11 protein-coding genes are annotated in these 17,264 nt (G+C 71.3%); all 11 read left to right on the top strand.

Translation table 11 applies throughout. The features are described 5' to 3' along the window. The first annotated feature begins 1 nt into the window (after position 1). The 11 genes from BCF44_RS18425 to BCF44_RS18370 all read left to right on the top strand — a co-directional run bounded on the left by BCF44_RS18425 (position 2) and on the right by BCF44_RS18370 (position 17,253). A complete protein-coding gene (locus BCF44_RS18425) occupies positions 2-976 on the top strand; it encodes a carbohydrate ABC transporter permease (protein WP_211353086.1) in 975 nt (324 codons plus the stop codon). Continuing rightward, positions 973-1,797: a carbohydrate ABC transporter permease gene (locus tag BCF44_RS18420; protein ID WP_116175576.1), complete on the top strand. Its 825-nt coding sequence runs from the start codon at positions 973-975 to the stop codon at positions 1,795-1,797. Before BCF44_RS18425 ends, BCF44_RS18420 begins: the two co-directional genes overlap by 4 nt. Next, complete coding sequence (locus BCF44_RS18415) at positions 1,794-3,089, top strand: alpha-L-fucosidase (protein ID WP_116175575.1); 1,296 nt, start codon at positions 1,794-1,796, stop codon at positions 3,087-3,089. Before BCF44_RS18420 ends, BCF44_RS18415 begins: the two co-directional genes overlap by 4 nt. Positions 3,090-3,521: 432 nt before the next feature. Further along, positions 3,522-3,695, top strand: a complete 174-nt coding sequence (locus tag BCF44_RS58960) for a hypothetical protein (protein ID WP_211353085.1) — start codon at positions 3,522-3,524, stop codon at positions 3,693-3,695. A gap of 340 nt (positions 3,696-4,035) precedes the next feature. Then, entirely contained in the window at positions 4,036-5,277 is a 1,242-nt protein-coding gene (locus tag BCF44_RS18400) for an MFS transporter (protein WP_211353084.1), read from the top strand. Then, positions 5,213-12,769, top strand: a complete 7,557-nt coding sequence (locus BCF44_RS18395; RefSeq protein WP_116175573.1) for a non-ribosomal peptide synthetase — start codon at positions 5,213-5,215, stop codon at positions 12,767-12,769. The genes BCF44_RS18400 and BCF44_RS18395 overlap by 65 nt, the downstream gene beginning before the upstream one ends. Next, a complete protein-coding gene (locus tag BCF44_RS18390) occupies positions 12,766-14,241 on the top strand; it encodes a condensation domain-containing protein (RefSeq protein WP_116175572.1) in 1,476 nt (491 codons plus the stop codon). Before BCF44_RS18395 ends, BCF44_RS18390 begins: the two co-directional genes overlap by 4 nt. Positions 14,242-14,338: 97 nt before the next feature. Next, positions 14,339-15,292 carry a 2,3-diaminopropionate biosynthesis protein SbnA gene (gene sbnA / locus BCF44_RS18385; protein WP_116175571.1) on the top strand — a complete coding sequence of 318 codons (954 nt, stop codon included), beginning with the start codon at positions 14,339-14,341 and terminating at the stop codon, positions 15,290-15,292. A 13-nt stretch (positions 15,293-15,305) separates the two neighbouring features. Further along, positions 15,306-16,325: a 2,3-diaminopropionate biosynthesis protein SbnB gene (sbnB, locus tag BCF44_RS18380; protein ID WP_116175570.1), complete on the top strand. Its 1,020-nt coding sequence runs from the start codon at positions 15,306-15,308 to the stop codon at positions 16,323-16,325. Further along, positions 16,322-16,519, top strand: coding sequence for an MbtH family protein (locus tag BCF44_RS18375; protein ID WP_116175569.1), 198 nt, complete (start codon positions 16,322-16,324; stop codon positions 16,517-16,519). Before sbnB ends, BCF44_RS18375 begins: the two co-directional genes overlap by 4 nt. After that, positions 16,516-17,253, top strand: coding sequence for a thioesterase II family protein (locus BCF44_RS18370; RefSeq protein ID WP_116175568.1), 738 nt, complete (start codon positions 16,516-16,518; stop codon positions 17,251-17,253). The genes BCF44_RS18375 and BCF44_RS18370 overlap by 4 nt, the downstream gene beginning before the upstream one ends. Positions 17,254-17,264 lie beyond the last annotated feature (11 nt).

Here is a 17,264-nt window from a genome sequence, read left to right as displayed (position 1 = left end):
CTTGGCGTCACCGCCCGCCACCCGGCCGGCGCCGGCCCGGTTCCGGCCGCGCCGGACCCCGCCGGCGTCGGCCCGGCCGCCACGGCGCGGCGTGCTCTCCTACTGGCGGCAGTACCTCGCGATCTCCCCGTTCTACCTGGTGTTCGCCGTCTTCTCGCTGTTCCCGGTGTTCTTCTCGCTGTTCCTGGCCTTCCAGCACTGGGACGGCCTGAGCGAGATGAAGTACGTCGGCCTGCAACAGTTCCAGTTCCTGCTGCGGGACCCGGTGTTCTGGCTGTCCGTGCGCAACACGCTGGTGATCTGGGTGCTGTCCACCGTGCCGACGCTGTTCGGCGCGCTGGTGCTCGCCGCGCTGGTGCACTCGGTGCGGCGGTTCAAGGGCTTCTACCGGATCGCGCTGTTCCTGCCCAACGTCACCTCCATCGTGGCCGTCACCCTCTTCTTCGGGGCGGTGTTCAGCAACAACTTCGGCCTGGTCAACGCGATCCTGGGCGCGGTGGGCATCGCGCCGCTGCCGTGGCTGAGCAACCCGTGGCTGATCAAGGTGGTCATCGCCGCGCTGATGACGTGGATGTGGACCGGCTACAACATGATCATCTACCTGGCCGGCATGCAGGCCATCCCGCCCGAGGTGCACGAGGCGGCCCGGATCGACGGCGCCGGGCCGGTGCGCGCCTTCTTCGGGATCACGCTGCCGATGCTGCGGCCGATCATCCTGTTCACCGTGGTGATCTCCACGATCAACGGGCTGCAGAGCTTCAGCGAGCCGCAGGTCCTGTTCGGCACCAACGCGGCCAACGCCAGCCTCGGCGGCCCCGGCCAGGCCGGCCTGACCACGCTGCTGTACTTCTATCAGGAAGCCTTCATGAACAACGACTACGGCTACGGCGCGGCGATCGTGTGGGCGTTCCTGGTGCTGATCATCGTGCTGGTGCTGGTCAACTGGCGGCTGGTGCAACGCGGGAGGAAGCCATGACCCGCCGCTGGCGCGGCCTCGGCCCGCACGTCGTCCTGGTGGCCGCCGTGGCGATCTCGGTGTTCCCGTTCGCGTGGACGATCGTGATGGCGACCAACACCACCACCGACATCTACCACAGCCCGCCCAAGCTCACCCCGGGCTCGCACCTGTTCGAGAACATCGGCAACGTGCTGGCGAACATCGACTTCTTCGGCTCGATGCTCAACACCCTGATCGTCGCGACCGTCACCACCGCGCTGGTGGTGTTCATCGACTCGCTGGCGGCCTTCGCCTTCGCCAAGTTCGACTTCCCCGGCCGCCGGGTCCTGTTCGGACTGCTGCTGGTGTTCATGATGCTGCCGCTGCAGCTGGGCACGCTGCCGCAGTTCGTCATCATGTCCCAGATCGGCTGGGTCGGCACGCTGCAGGCGCTGATCCCGCCGGCGCTGGCCAACGCGTTCGGCATCTTCTGGATGCGGCAGTACATCAGCGGCGGCGTGCCCGACGAGTTGCTCGACGCCGCTCGCATCGACGGCTGCGGCTTCTTCCGCCAGTACTGGAACGTCGCCGTCCCGCTGATGCGGCCGGCCCTGTCGTTCCTGTCCATCTACGCCTTCGTCAACGCGTGGAACGACTACATCTGGCCACTGATCGTGCTGACCGACCCGAGCCGCCTGACCCTGCAGGTGGCCCTGGCCCAGCTCAACGTCGGCCACAACACCGACTACAGCATGGTGATGGCCGGCGTGCTGATGGCGTCGGTGCCGATGGTGGCGGTGTTCGCGCTGTTCGCCCGAGGCTTCATCGCCGGCGCGGCCGAGGGGGCGTTGCGCGGATGACCTGGTTCCAGGAGGCCAAGCTCGGCATCTTCATGCACTGGGGCGCCTTCTCCGTGCCGGCGTGGGCGGAGCCGATCGGCGAGCTGGGCACGTTCGACTCGGAGTTCTGGTTCGCCCACTGCCCGTACGCCGAGTGGTACTGGAACTCCAGCCAGATCCCCGGCAGCCCGGCGTTCGAGCACCACCGCGCCGTCCATGGTGGACGGCCGTACGACGACTTCCTCGACGAGTGGTGGGCCGAGCGCTTCGACCCCGATGACCTGGCCCAGTTGTTCGCTCGGGCCGGCGCCCGCTACGTCGTGCCGACCACCAAGCACCATGACGGCATCACGCTCTGGGACGCGCCCGGCACCGGTTCCCGCAACACCGTGCACCGCGGGCCGCAGCGGGACCTCGTCGCCGACCTGGCCCGCGCCGCCCGCGCCCACGGCCTGCGCTTCGGTGTCTACTACTCCGGCGGCATCGACTGGCATGCCGGTCGCCGTGCCGTCATCCGGCACGAGGACGAGATCGACGACCACGGCCGGGCCAACGAGTCCGCCTACGCCGCGTATGCGCTGCGGCAGGTCCGCGACCTGATCCAGCGCTACCGACCCGACGTGCTGTGGAACGACATCGGCTGGCCGGACCTCGGGCTGGACGACCTGCCGGCGCTGTTCGCCGAGTACCGCGAGGTGGTGCCGGAGGGAGTGGTCAACGACCGTTGGGACGGCACGCATTCGCGCCGACCGTCGGTCCGGCCCGACTTCCGGACCAGCGAGTACCAGGCCAACCGCCAGAACGAGGGCGACGGCGCCTGGGAGAACTGCCGCGGCATCGGGTTCTCCTTCGGCTACAACCAGGCCGAGGGTCCGCAGCACTCCCTCTCGGTCGCCGGAGCCGTCCGGCTGCTGGCGGACGTCGTCTCCCGCGGCGGCAATCTGCTGCTGAACGTAGGTCCACGCGCCGACGGCACCCTTCCCCGGACGCAGCGCGAAGTGCTGGAAGGCATGGCGGACTGGATGGCCGTCAACTCCTCGGCCATCCACGGCAGCCAGCCCCTCGGCGGCGTATCACCCGGCGACGCCCCGTGGCTCCGCTGGACCCGACACGGCGATCACGCGTATGCGCTCATCGCCGACGCGGCCGGCGACGTCACCCTCGCTCACCGCTCCGGCCTGCTCGACCCCACCACCGCCGTCCGGCTCTACGGCGGTCCCGTTGCCGCCCACACCGTTCCCGACGGGACGCTCCTGCACATCGGCGAGGTCGGCGAGCTGCCGGTCGTCGTCCGCTTCGACGTCCTCGGCTGACACCTGGTCGCGCCTACGCTGCACCATCGGACAGCCACACCGTGCATGCGGTCGTCGACGCGGAGTGGGATTGGCGGCGTCCCGATTCTTGTGCCCGCGTGCCGTATCAGCATCAGCGGGTGGAACCTCGACCGCATGCATCCGAGCAGCGAGCCGGCATCGTGCCGGCGCGCCGCATGCCAGTCAGCGGCGACCACCGGGCACCGTGCCTCACCATCCACCAGACCAGCACGCCGCCACCGCGCCCCCGGCGGCGTACAGCAGCAGCTGCTTCTCGACTTGTCCGCATAGGCGGCTGCTCCCCATCTCACCAACAGCACGGCGTTGAGATGCCGCTGGCCCCGGGCCAGCATGCGGTCGGTGAGCTCGGTTCTGGCTGTGAGCACGAACCGTTCGGCGTAGCAGTTCGCCCGTGGGCAGCGTGGCGGGATCTTGACCGTCGTGATGCCCGTCAGCCAGAACGGCATCGAAGGAGGCCGCGAACGGGCCGGCCCGTTCGCGGATGAGAAACCTGAACTCGTCGACTCGGCCACCGAGGCCCATCACGAGGTTGCGAATCTGCTGGCGGACGATCTGCGCTTCCGAGGACGGGCGGGATACCCTTGACATATTGGTCAGCAACAAGCTGTGTCCACGACAGACGACGCGCTTGAGTCGCGGTTGAGCCGCTTCGACGGGCTTCGTGCCACACTCGGGCCCATGCTCCGCAGGCCTGGCGATCGGTTGCTGATCGAATGGACGAGGCAAATCCGCGGGAACCTCACGAGGACCCCGTTGATGCCCCCGGCCGACGAGAAGGATGACGTCGTCGCGACGGTGTGCCTTTTCAGGCTGGTCGAGCAGTGACACTCCCCGATTCGTCGATCGGCATCCTCCGCCGTTTGGGCGGTTGTTGCCCGGGGCTCGTGGCGACAATGCGGCAAAAGCCCGGACGAGGGTGACCACCGTGTCCTGGCGCGCGAGATTCCGGGTGCTGGCGGGTGCGTACTCGTTCAGCGCGTACGGCAGCTACCTCAACATGGTCGCGCTCAATCTGTTCGTCTACCAGGTCACCGGAAGCGTCCTCGGTATGGGCGCGTTCATGGCGGTCCGACTGACCTCCGGCGTGGTGGCCGGCGCCGTCGCGCGCCGGCTGATCGCGCGGCTCGGCCGCCGGCGGATCATGGTCTGGGCCAACGCGGCCCCGGCCGCCGCGCTGGTGGCGTTGGTGGGCTGCCCGGTCGCGCTGCGGCTGGCCATGTTGTTCACGACCGCGCTGATCAGCGGCGTGGGGGCGACGCTGTTCCTGGTGGCGCAACGCAGCTCGGTGCCGGAGATGGTCCCCGCGGACCGGTTGACCTGGGCGAACTCGCTGGTCATCACCGGCCGCTCGCTGGCCATGGTCGCCGGCTTCGCGTCGGCGGGGCTGGTCGTCTCCTGGTGGGGGTATTCGGCCGCGATGCTGGTCGATGCCGCGACCTTCGTCAGCTGCGGCGTCATCGTCGCCTGCGTGCGGATCGCGGGCGTCGACACCCACACCGAGCCGGCACCGGAACCGACCGCGGCGCCGGCGCGCCGGGCGTGGGCCGCGCTGGGTGGCGCCGTGCTGGCCATGATCGCGTTGCGCGCGGTGGACGCGTTCGGCTCCTCCTCGCACAACGTGGCCCTGCCGGTGTACTCCACACTGCTCGACCCGCACGAGCCGGCGACCTTCGTCAGCGAATTCTGGTGCTGCTGGGCGATCGGCAACGTCGTGGTGCAACAGGTCGTACGGCGCTACGGTCGCAGCGCGGGAATGCGCGGCTTCGCGATCGGCACCGTGCTGATGTCGGCCGCGTTCGTGCTCGGCTTCGCCGGCCTGCCGCTGGCGCCGACGCTCGTGTTCGCGTTCCTGGCGGGACAGGCCGACGGGTTCACCGAGGTCTCCTACACCACCTTTCTGCAGCGGCTGCCGAGCGCGCGGCGCGATCACGCCTTCGCGTTGTCCGCGACGGTGGAGAACACCGGTTTCGGCGTCGGCATGATCGTCAACGCGGGCCTGCTGGACCGGCTCTCGCCGCTGTCCGTGGTGGCCGGGTCGCACGGGATCGCGATCGCCGTCGGACTGTCCTTGCTCACCTACCTCGGATGGCACAGGGGACGAGATGCCAGCACCACCGTCGGAACGGGTCGCGATCATCGGGATGGCGTTCCGGTTCCCCGGGGCTGATTCACCGGCGGCGTTCTGGCGCGACATCAGCGCGGGCGTCAGCCGCGTCCATCGCTTCACCCGGGCCGAACTGGCCGCCGCCGGAGTCCCGGAACGCGACTACCGGTCGCCGGACTTCACCGGCGCGAGCGGCCTGATCACCGGGATCGACCGGTTCGACGCCGAGTTCTTCGGCATGACGGCGCGCGAGGCCGCGATCACCGACCCGCAGCAGCGACTGTTCCTGGAGTGCTGCCACCACGCGCTCGAGGACGGCGGCTACGCGGGCGCCGACGCCCGGGTCGGCGTCTACGCGAGCACCGGCTACCGGCTCTACTCGCTGCACAGCTACCTCGACCACAACCTGGCCGCGGCCGGCTGGGAACCGGACTGGATGTCGGTCAAGCAGGTGCAGGTGGGCAACTACGCGGACTTCACCGCGACCCGTGCCGCGTTCCGGCTCGGCCTCACCGGGCCCGCGATCAACGTGGCGACGGCCTGCTCCGGCGCGCTGGTGGCCGTGCACCTGGCCGCGCAGGCGGTCCGCCTCGGCGACGCCGACCTGGCCATCGCCGGCGGTTCCGCGCTGCACCTGCCGCAGGTCACCGGCCACCGGCACGTCAAGGGCTCCACCATCTCCCGCACCGGTGTCATCCGCCCGTTCGACGCGGCCGCCGACGGCACCGTCGGCGGCAACGGGGTGGCAGCGGTGCTGCTCAAACGGCTCGACCGAGCGCTGGCCGACGGCGACACCGTGCACGCGGTCATCCTCGGCTCGGGGGTCACCAACGACGGCGCCGACAAGGCCGGGTTCCCCGCGCCCAGCGTCTCCGGCCAACGCGACGCCGTGCTGCGTGCGCTGGAGACCGCCGCCGTGCCGGCCACCTCCATCGGCTACCTGGAGGCGCACGGCACGGGCACCCGCAAGGGCGACCCGATCGAGTTCGAGGCGCTGCGTTCGGCGTTCGCGCGGCACACCGACCGGACCGGCTTCTGCTCGCTGGGCACCGTCAAGCCCGCGATCGGCCACCTGGACAGCTGCGCCGGGCTGGCCGGACTGATCAAGGCCGTGCTGGTGCTGCGTCATGGCGTGCTGCCGCCGCTGGTGAACTTCCGCGAGCCGAATCCGGCGATAGACCTGGCCGCCAGCCCGTTCACCATCGACACCGACGCCCGCGCCTGGCCCGACGGCGACCATCCGCGCCGGGCCGGCGTGCACTCGGTCGGCATGGGCGGCACCAACGCACACGTGATCCTGGAGGCGCCACCGGCCGCCCCGGCCCGGCATCGCCGGCCGGTGCCGGGCGTGTTGCCTTTGTCGGCACGCGATCCGCAGGCCCTGGCCGACCTGGCCGCCGCCTACCGCGATCACCTGCGCCGCCATCCCGACACCAGCCCGACGGACCTGCTCACCACCGCGGCGCTGGGCCGACGGCACTTCACCCACCGCCTGGTCGCGCTGGGCCGCACACCGGCCGAACTCGCCGACGCCCTGGACCGCCCGAACGCCGGCCCGGACTCGGCCTCGCCCGACCGGGGCATCGGTTCGGGGCCGGACGGCGAACTGGCCCGGTCCTACTGCCTGGGCGCGGACATCGACTGGGCGGCCGAGCTGGCCGGTAGCGGCGGCGGCCGGATCTCGTTGCCGCACTACCCGTTCCGGCCCACCAGGCACTGGGTGGGACCGCCGCTGGGCGGCGAGCGGCCCGATCAGCAGCACAAGGGAGGAAGCGTGGCGGCGGAAACGGTGACCCGGGTGATCGAGCTGACGGCGCGTCATCTCGGCTACGAGCCCGGCGAGATCGACCCGGATCGATCCTTTGTGGACCTCGGCGCCGACTCGCTGCAGCTGGTCGGCATCATGGTCGCGCTGGAGGGCGAGTACGGCGTCGAGATCGACATGGCGGAGCTGCTCGATGCCGCCCCCAACCCGAACATGGTCGCCGAGCTCATCGGCACCCGCCGCACCGCAACCGAACCACCCCGACCCGAACCGGTCGAACCCGAGCCGATCCAGGCCCGGCACGATGAGCCGGTGCCGGTCGAGCCGATGGAACCGGTGGAACCGCCCGCGCCGCTGGTGGACGGCCCGAGGGTCAGCGTCCCCGTCGACTCGGGAATGGTCGCGGCGGCCGGCGACCGGCAGCGGGCGCATGCCGACGAACTGGTCCGGCGGCTGACCGAACGCACGAAGGGCTCCAAGGAGCAGGCAGCGCGGTATCGCGGCGTGCTCGCAGACAGTCGCGCCGTGGTCGGATTCCGCAGCGCCACCAAGGAAATGCTCTACCCGATCGTCAGCCGCGCGGCGCGGGGCTCCCGGCTGGAGGACGTCGACGGCAACAGCTATGTCGACATCACGATGGGGTTCGGCGCGCTGCTGTTCGGCCACGAGCCCGAGTTCGTCACCGAGGCGGTGCGCGAGCACCTGGCGCACGGGCTGCGCCTCGGGCCGCGCAGTGCCGACACCGGCGAGGCCGCGCAGCTGCTGGCCGAACTGACCGGCGCCGAGCGGGTCGCCTTCGCCAACTCCGGCACCGAGGCCAACTCGGCCGCGATCCGGCTGGCCCGAGCCGCGACCGGCCGCACCAGGATCGTCACCTTCCGCGGCGCCTACCACGGCCACATCGACTCGCTGCTCGGCCGCCCCGGCGGCCAGCTGCGCACCGTGCCGGCCTCGGCCGGCATCCCGGACAGCGCGGTCGCCGAGGTGATCGTGCTGGAGTACGGCAGCGCGGAAAGCCTCGACGTCATCGCGGCCCAGGCCGGGCAGATCGCCGCCGTGCTGGTGGAACCCGTGCAGTGCCGCAATCCCGCGCTGCGTCCGGTCGAGTTCGTCCGCGCGCTGCGTGAGCTGACCCGGCGCCACGGCATCGTGTTGATCTTCGACGAGATGCTGACCGGCCTGCGCCCGCACCAGCGCGGCGCCCAGCACCACTACGGCGTGACCGCCGACCTCGCCACCTACGGCAAGGCGCTGGGCAGCGGCTTCCCGATCGGCGCGATTGCCGGCCGGGCCGACATCCTGGACGGTGTGGACGGCGGATTCTGGCGTTACGGCGACGATTCCCGTCCCACCCGGGACACCGTGTTCTACGGCGGCACCTACATCCAGCACCCGGTGTCGATGGCCGCGGCTCGCGCCGTGCTGACCCACCTGCGCGACCAGGGGCCGGAAGTGCAGGAGTCGGTGAACGCCCGCACCGCGCGGCTGGGCGAGCGCCTGAACACGTTCTTCGCCGACGAGGCGTTCCCGCTGCGGATGGACTGGTTCGGCTCGATGTTCCGGTTCACCCACCGCGCCGACCTGGAGCTGCTCTACCACCACCTGCTGCTGCGTGGCGTCTACGTCTGGGAATGGCGCAGCTGCTACCTGTCCACCGCGCACACCGACGCCGACATCGACCACATCGTGGACGCCGTGCAGGACTCGCTGGGCGAGTTGCGCCGCGCCGGCTACTTCCCGGACCCGCGCCCGGCCTCACGGCCGGCGCCGGTCGTGAGGCCGCGACCGGCGCCGGATTTCAGCGTCTACTTCTTCGGCGACTCGGCCGAAGGCGACCAGCAACGCCACTACGACCTGATCTTCGACACCGCCCGGTTCGCCGACGAGCACGACTTCCACGCGGTGTGGCTGCCGGAGCGGCACTTCCACTCCTTCGGCGGCCTGTTCCCGAACCCCTCGGTGCTGGCCGCCGCGCTGGCCCGGCACACCAGCCGGGTCCGGCTCAACGCCGGGTCCGTGGTGCTGCCGCTGCACGACCCGATCCGGGTCGCCGAGGAGTGGTCCGTGGTGGACAACCTCTCCGCCGGCCGCGTCGGTCTCGGTTTCGGCACCGGCTGGCACGCCGAGGACTTCGCGCTGCACCCGGAGCGGTTCGACCGGCGCCGGGACATCGCCTTCGACGGCCTCGACGAGGTACGGCGGCTCTGGCGGGGCGAGGCGGTGTCCCGCCGGTCCGGCGACGGGCAGCCGGTCGACGTCCGGGTGTACCCGCGGCCGGTCCAGGACCAGCCCCCGATGTTCCTGGCCACATCGGGACGTCCGGAGTCCTACGCGCAGGCCGGCCGGCTCGACCTCGGCGTCGTGACCAACCTGATGAGCCAGACCGTCGAGCAGCTCGCCGAGAACATCGGGGTGTACCGGCGGGCCAGGGCGGACGCGGGCCTCGACCCGGACGCCGGCCGGGTCACCGTGCTGTTGCACACCTACGTCACCGACGACCACGCGACGGCCCGGGCGGACGCCGCCGAACCGATGATCCGCTACCTGCGGTCATCCCTGCTGATGCGCTCGGCGGCCAGCGCGGCCGGCCCCGGTCCCGCAGAGTTGGCGGCGGCGAGCGAGGAGGACCTGGAACGGCTGTTCCGCCGCGCCTACGACCGGTACTGCGACCGGCGGGCGCTGATCGGCACGCCGGAAAGCTGCGCGGCCACGGTCGACGCGCTGCGGGACGCCGGCGTCACCGAGATCGCCGCGCTGGTCGACTTCGGCCTGCCCGCCGAGAAGGTGTCGACCGGCCTGATCGCTCTCGATCGCCTGCGCCGCCGCTTCCACGACGCCGCGCCCGCCAGGACGGAAGCGCCGGCGACACCGGCGCAACGCCGGATCTGGTTGGCCTGCCAATTGATCCGGCCCAACGCCTACAACGAGATCCAGGCCGTCCGGCTGCACGGTCGACTTGACGAGTCCGTGCTGCGCACCGCCCTGCGCGGACTGGTCGAGCGGCATCCGGGTTTGCGTACGGTCTTCCGGCCCGCGGACGACACCCTCCACCAGGTCGTGCTCGACCAACTCGAGGTACCGCTCACCGTCGAGCTCGGCACCGGTGATCCGGACGCTGACATCGCCGCGGCGATCCGGGCGGAGAGCCACCGCCACCGCGACCTGGCCGAGGGGCCGTTGTTCACCCCGCGCCTGCTGCGTCTGGCGGCCGACGACCACGTGTTGATCCTGAACAGCCACCACATCATCACCGACGGCCACTCCGCCGGTGTGCTGGCCGCCGACCTCACCGAGCACTACCGCGCCGCCGCCGAGGCACGGCCGCCGCGCTGGGCCGGCCCGCCAGGATCTACCCTCGACCTGCCCGCCGCCATGCCGGAACCGGCCGACCTGGACTGGTGGCGCGCGCACCTCGGCGCCGAGCCGCCGGTGCTCGACCTGCCGACCGACCGGCCACGCACCCGCACCGTCGCCGGCCGGGGCGGCTCGGTCGGCACGGTGCTCAGCGCCGAGCGCACCGAGACGCTGCGACGGTGGAGCGGCGAGCAGGGCGTCACCTTGCTGGCGACCTTGCACACCGCCTGGCGGATCGTGCTGCGCCGGTTCAGCGGCCAGGACGAGTTCCTGCTCGGCGCCACCTTCAACGCCCGGCCCACGGCGGCAAGGAACACCATCGGCTTCTTCGCCGCATTGTTGCCGCTGCGCGCACGGCTGACCGACGACCTGTCGCTACGGTCGGCCGTGCGCGCCACCCGCGACCTGGTCCTCCAGGCCAGTCGGCGCAGTCACGTCGACCTGGACACGCTGCTGTCCTCGGTCAACCCCGATCCCGGCGCTGCCCGGCCGCTCATCCCGGTGTCGGTCGACCTGGACGACGAGCCGCTGGCCGGCATCGACCTGCCCGGCCTGCGGGCGGAACCGGTGACCGCTGGCACCGAGTCCGCGCCGCTGGAACTGTCCCTGATGGCCGTTCGCACCGATTCCGGGCTGCGGCTGCGGCTGCGTTACGACAGCGACCTGTACGCCGAGTCCACCGCACGCGGCTATCTGGCCCAGCTGGAACTGGTGTTGGCGGGTATGGCCGACGCGACCTCCACCACCCGGATCGGCGAGCTGCGCACCGGTGTCGTCGACGAGGATCCGGCCTCGGACGACGCCGTTCTCGACCTGGCCCTGCCGGAAGTATTGCGCACCACTGTGGTCGCGGCGGACGCCCGCGTTCCGGGCGCGCAGCTTTCCTCCGCCGCCGCGGCGATCGCCGACCGGCTGGCCGCACTGCGGGTCGGCCCGGGCGACGTGGTGGCGCTGGCGCTGCCCCGAGGCGCGGACTTTCTCGCCGCGATGCTCGGCACGCTGGCCACCGGCGCCGCCTATCTGCCGCTGGACATCGGACAGCCGTGGCCCCGATGCGCGGCGATGCTCGCCGACGCCGCCCCAGCCGCCATCGTGTGTGCGCCGGACTTCCAGCCCGATCTCGGCCTGCCCCGCGTTCACCCCGGCGGCCGAGCCGACACCCGCCTGGCGATCAACGCAAAGCCGGTGGACCTGCTGTGCCTGCTCTACACCTCAGGGTCGACCGGGCGACCCAAGGGCGTGGCCGTCGAACACGGCAACGTCGCGGCTGTGCTGAAGGTGTACCGGGACCGGCTGGGAATCACCGCACAGGACCGGCTGTCCTGGTACAGCAGCACCGGTTTCGACGCCAGCCTGGTCGAGGTGTGGCCGGCGCTGCAGACCGGCGCGGAACTGCACGTGGTGCCGGAGGACACGCGGCTCGATCCCGCCGAACTGGTCGCCTGGTTCGTCCGGACTCGCATCACGGTCGCGTTCCTGCCCACCGTGATCGCCGAAGCCGTGCTGCGCGAGCCGTGGCCGGCCGACGCGGCGCTCCGGGTGCTGTGCACCGGCGGGGAGCGCCTCACCACGCGCCCGCGCCCGGACGTCCCGTTCACCGTGTACAACATCTACGGCCCCACCGAGTGCTGCGTGTTCTGCTCCTGGGGGCCGGTGACGCCGGACGGGTCGGGCATGCCTTCCATCGGCACGGCCAATCCCGGCATGCGCCTGGAGATCCGGGACGCGTCGGGCCGGGTGCTGCCGCCGGGAGCGGTTGGGGAACTGCACGTCAGCGGTCCCCAGGTGGCGCGCGGGTATCACGCCGACCCGGTGCTGACGGCGGCCCGGTTCAGCACGGACGCGGAGGACCGCCGCTGGTATCGAACCGGCGACCTGGCCCGGTTGCGTCCGGACGGGGAGCTGGACTTCGCCGGCCGCGTGGACGACCAGGTGAAGATCCGGGGCTTCCGGGTGGAACCGGCCGAGGTGACGGCGGCGGTCCGCAAGCTGCCCGGCATCCCGGACGCTCGGGTGGTCGCCGCCGACGGCGAGCTGATCTGCTACATCCGCAGCGACGAGCCGCTGGCCGAGCAGTCCGCACGCTGGCGGGCGCAGCTCGCCGAGGTGCTGCCCCGCCCGATGGTGCCGCTGCACTGGCGGGTGGTGCGGGAATTCCCGTTGAACGGCAACGGAAAATGGGACCACCACGCGCCCGCCGACCTCGACACCAGGAGCGCGGTGCGGGCGGAGTGGGCCGCCGTGCTGGGCAACCGGGAGTTCGCCGACGACACCCGGTTCTTCGACCTGGGTGGTCACTCGGTCAACGCCATCACGCTCCTCAACCGGATCCGCACCCGGTTCGACACCGACTACCCGCTCGGCGAGTTCTTCGACGCCCCCACGGTCGCCGGCATGGTGGCGCGGCTGTCGGGCCGGGTCCGGGGCGAGCTGTGACCGGGCTGGACCTGCTGCTGGCGCGGCTGGCGGAGGACGACGTCCGGCTCACCGCCGCCGGCGATGTGCTGCGCTACGACGCGCCGGCCGGGGTCCTCACTCCACGCCTGCTCGACGAACTGCGCGCGCACAAGCCCGCGCTGCTGGCCCGGCTGAGCGGCGTGGTCGACGAGGCGCCGGCCTCGGCGCAGCAGGAAGCCATGTTGGCGGCGGTCGCACAGGCCGGCCGGCCGCAGGTGTGGAACGTGCCGACCCGGATCGGGCTGCGCGGCAAGCTGGACGTCACCGCACTCGGCACCGCGCTCGCCGAGCTGACCGCGCGGCACGAGAGCCTGCGCTGCCGGTTCGTGTCCGATTCGGACGGTCGATACCGGCAACAAGTGTTGCCGCCCAAGCCATGCCCGCTCTCCGTCGACGACCTGCGTGACCTCCCGGAGCCCTCCGACCGAGACGAGCAGATCTGCCGGAGCCTCGCGGACACCCCGTTCGACCTGGCGGTCAGCACCGAGCCGGTGTGCCGGTTGCTGCGGCTGGCCGACCAGGAGTGGGCACTGATGCTGGTGTTGCACCACATCAGCGTCGACGGCTGGGCCTTGAACGTGGTGCTCACCGAGCTGGCCGAGTTGTACCGCGCCGCAGCCACCGGCGGTCCGTCCAGGCTGAAGCCGCCGGGCGCGCAGGCCACCGGCTACGCCCGGTGGCTGGAGCAACATCGGGACCCGGTCCGTGAGGCCCGCGCGATCGAGTTCTGGCGCGCCCGGTTCGCGCAGGTGCCGTTCGGGTTGGTGGTGCGGGCCGACCGGCCGCGACCGGAACGGCCGAGCGGCGACGGCGGCACCGCACGATTGACTGTGCCGGCAACGACTCGCGCCGCAGTGGAAGCCTTCGCCCGCCGGCGTGACACCACGCCGTTCGCGGTGGCCGCCGCCACGCTGGGCGCCTACTTGACCGGCACAGCCGGTGGCACCGTCGTCCTCAGCGTGTCCTACGCCAACCGGGAACGCGCCGAGTTCGAAAGCCTGGTCAGCTGCACGCGTCTGGGCGTCGGCCTGGCGGTGACTGTGGACGGACGGGAGAGCTTCGGCGAGTTGGTGGACCGCACCACCGTCGAGATCCGGACCGTGCTGGACAATCCGGTGCCGATGACCGAGGTGCTGCGGGCGCTGCGCGAGTCCGGTCGGACCGACGTGCCCGCTGGTCTTTCCTACGGGATCGCGTTCCAGAACTTCCAGCCGGCCGCGCTCGACTTCCCGGATCTGGTCAGCACGGTGCGCGACGTGGCCGCCGCCGCGGCCCGGGTGGAACTGGTCTTCGGCATCGTGCCGTGCGCCGACCCGGCGGAGGGCTACCAGGCGTGGCTGGAGTACTCCGCGGACCGGTGGGATCCGGCGTCCGCGGACGCGGTGCTCGCCGGCTATGTCCGCGCCCTCAACGAGTTGGCGGCAGAGCCGGCGCGCTTGAGTCGCGGTTGAGCCGCCTCGACCGGCCCCGTGCCAGACTCGGATCATGGTGCCCAGGCCCGCTGATCAATTCCTGATCGAACGGACGAAGCAGATCCGCAGGGGCCTCATGGGAACCCCCCTGATTCCGCTGGCGGACGAGCAGTGCGACCTCGTCGCCAAGCTGGAGTTCTGCAATCCCGCCGGAAGCAGCAAGGACCGCTCGGCGCTGTGGATCCTGGAGCAGGCGATCGGGCGCGGCGAGATAGCGCGCGACACGACGGTGGTCGAGTCGTCGTCCGGCAATTTCGCGCTGGCCCTGGCCTTCTACTGCCGGCTGCTCGGCATCTCGTTCGTGCCGGTCATAGACCCGAACTGCAACGAGGCCACCGAGACGCAGCTCCGGCTGCTGTGCGACCGGGTGGAGAAGGTGTCCATCCGCGACTCGACGGGCGGCTATCTCAAGACACGTCTGGCCCGGGTGCGGGAACTGCTGGTCGAACTCGACTCGGCGTACTGGCCCAACCAGTACGCCAATCCGGATGCCCGCGACGCGCACTACCGCTTCACCGGTGGTGAGTTGATCGCGCAGGCCGGGCCGATCGACTACCTGTTCGTCGGCGTGGGCACGGGTGGCACGATCGCCGGGCTCTCCCACCGGATCAAGGAGACGTACCCGCGCTGCGTGGTCGTCGCGGTGGACACCGAAGGATCGGTGATCTTCGGCGGCCCGCCGAAGAAGCGGCGGATCCCCGGCATCGGCTCCAGCATCGTGCCGCCGCTGTGCGACCAGGCGCTGATCGACCACGTCGAGATCGTCTCCGAGACGCGAGCCGTCGAGGCCTGCGCCGACCTGGCCGCCAGGTTCGGCCTGTACGCGGGCGGTTCGACCGGCAGCACCTACGCCGCCGTCCAGGACTACTTCGCCCGCCACCGTCCCGGCGCGCACCGCCCCCGGGTCGCCTTCATCGCGGCCGACCGCGGCCATGCCTACGCCCAGACCGTCTACGACCCCGCGTGGGTCCAGCGGCTGCGCGCGGAAGCGGCACAGCCCGCCGACGTCGAAGCCCTGGCCGTCAACTGAAGGAGACTCAGCCGTGTCCACGCTGGCCCCACCGCCCATGACCGTGATCGGCGCGGGCGACATCGCCGCCGAGACGGACCGTCACCGTCCCGAGCTCGTGGAGGTGGTCCGCGCCGCCTACCTCGTGCACGACGCCGGGCAGAGCTCGAACCCGCACAGCTCGTTCCTGCGCTTCCCGCACCGGAGCCGGTCGCGCATCATCTCGCTGCCCGCCTATCTGGGCGGCGAGTTCGAGGTCGCCGGCAACAAGTGGATCGCCAGCTTTCCGGAGAACACCGGGCACGGGCTCCCCCGCGCCTCGGCCACGCTGATCCTCAACGACTGCGCGACCGGCTACCCGTTCGCCTGCATGGAATCCTCCATCATCTCGGCGACGCGGACCGCCGCCTCGGCGGTGCTCGGCGCGCAGACGTTGGTCGGCGCGCGCCGTGCCCGCCGAGTCGGCATCGTGGGCACGGGTCTGATCGCCCAGCACGTGTGGCGGTTCCTGCGTGATCTCGGCTGGGAGATCGACGGCTTCCGGCTCTTCGACCTCGACCCGGCGGCGGCACGCCGCTTCGGCGCCGTCATGGCCGAGCACACCGAGGCCGAGATCGTCATCGCCGACACGGTGGACAAGGCGTTCACCGACTGCGACCTCGTGGTGCTGACCACGGTGGCCGGCGAACCGCATCTGCACGACCCGTCGCTACTGGCGCACAACCCGGTCGTCCTGCACCTGTCCCTGCGCGACCTCGCCCCCGAGCTGATCCTCGCCGCCCAGAACGTCACCGACGACGTGGACCACGCCGTACGCGAGCAGACCTCGTTGCACCTGACCGAACAGCGCACCGGCAACCGCGACTTCATCGACGGCACCCTCGGCGACCTGCTACGCGGACGGTTGGCCCGGGACCCCGGACGCCCGGCGGTCTTCTCGCCGTTCGGACTCGGCGTGCTCGACCTCGCCGTCGGCAAGTGGGTGCACGACCGCGTCGTCGCCGCGGGCCGGGGCCGCCGCGAGAACGACTTCTTCACCGGGATCGACGCGTGAGCACCGCGCACGCCGAGGACCGGTACGTGGTCGTGGTGAACCACGAGGAGCAGTACTCGATCTGGTTCGCCGACCGTGCCCTGCCTGCCGGGTGGACCGCCACCGCCGCCCACGGCAGCCGGCAGGAGTGCCTGGACCACATCGAGCAGGTGTGGACCGACATGACCCCGCGTTCCGTACGAGCGTCACGATGACGGCCGCTGACGTCGCGGCGGCTTGGCTGCGCGGACTCGGCAGCCGTGAACGCACCGCGCAGCGACGCCTGTTCGTCTTCCCGCACGCCGGAGCCGGCGCCTCCGCCTACCAGCTGGCGACGTGTCTGCCGGACACCGTCGAGGTCTGTGCGGTCCAGTTGCCCGGCCGGGAGAACAGGTTCGCCGAACCGGCGCTGACGTCGATGAGCGAGGCGGTGGCCGCGCTCGCGCCGCTCATCGCGGAGCACACGGACCTGCCGTACGCCTTCTTCGGGCACAGCATGGGTTCCCTGATCGCCTTCGAAACGACCCGGTGGCTACGGGCGCTCGGCACCCGACTGCCCGACCGCCTGTTCCTGTCGGGCATGCGCGCACCGCACCTGCCGGACCGAGACCCCCGGCACACACTTCCAGACGACAAGCTGCTGGCCACGGCCGAATTCGCCGGCGTGGACGAGGAGCTGCAGGAGCTGCTGCTGCCGCTGCTGCGGGCGGACCTGACCCTGTGCGAGACGTACACGTATCGGCCCGAGCCGCCCCTGCCCTGTCCCCTGACCGTGCTGGCCGGCTCGGACGATCACACCGTCGACAGCACGGAACTCGCCGACTGGCGCGGGCACACCTCGGCCGCCTTCGAACTGCACCTGGTTCCAGACGCCCCCCATCTGTACGTGCGCGGCGCGGAACGACACCTGGCGGAGATGATCACACGCGCTTTCCCCGCCCGGGGCTGAGAAAGGATCGT

The organism is Kutzneria buriramensis, assembly GCF_003387475.1.
Taxonomy (GTDB): Bacteria; Actinomycetota; Actinomycetes; order Mycobacteriales; family Pseudonocardiaceae; genus Kutzneria; species Kutzneria buriramensis.
The sequence above is the reverse complement of the archived record's forward strand: the minus strand, read 5'-3'. Positions and strand labels throughout refer to the sequence as shown.

What these genes read in the sequence shown, in the direction of transcription:
- BCF44_RS18395 (WP_116175573.1), top strand. Translation starts at nt 5,213, where the DNA reads ATGCCAGCACCACCGTCGGAACGGGTCGCGATCATCGGGATGGCGTTC.
- BCF44_RS18420 (WP_116175576.1), top strand. Translation starts at nt 973, where the DNA reads ATGACCCGCCGCTGGCGCGGCCTCGGCCCGCACGTCGTCCTGGTGGCC.
- BCF44_RS18370 (WP_116175568.1), top strand. Translation starts at nt 16,516, where the DNA reads ATGACGGCCGCTGACGTCGCGGCGGCTTGGCTGCGCGGACTCGGCAGC.
- sbnA (WP_116175571.1), top strand. Translation starts at nt 14,339, where the DNA reads ATGGGAACCCCCCTGATTCCGCTGGCGGACGAGCAGTGCGACCTCGTC.
- BCF44_RS18415 (WP_116175575.1), top strand. Translation starts at nt 1,794, where the DNA reads ATGACCTGGTTCCAGGAGGCCAAGCTCGGCATCTTCATGCACTGGGGC.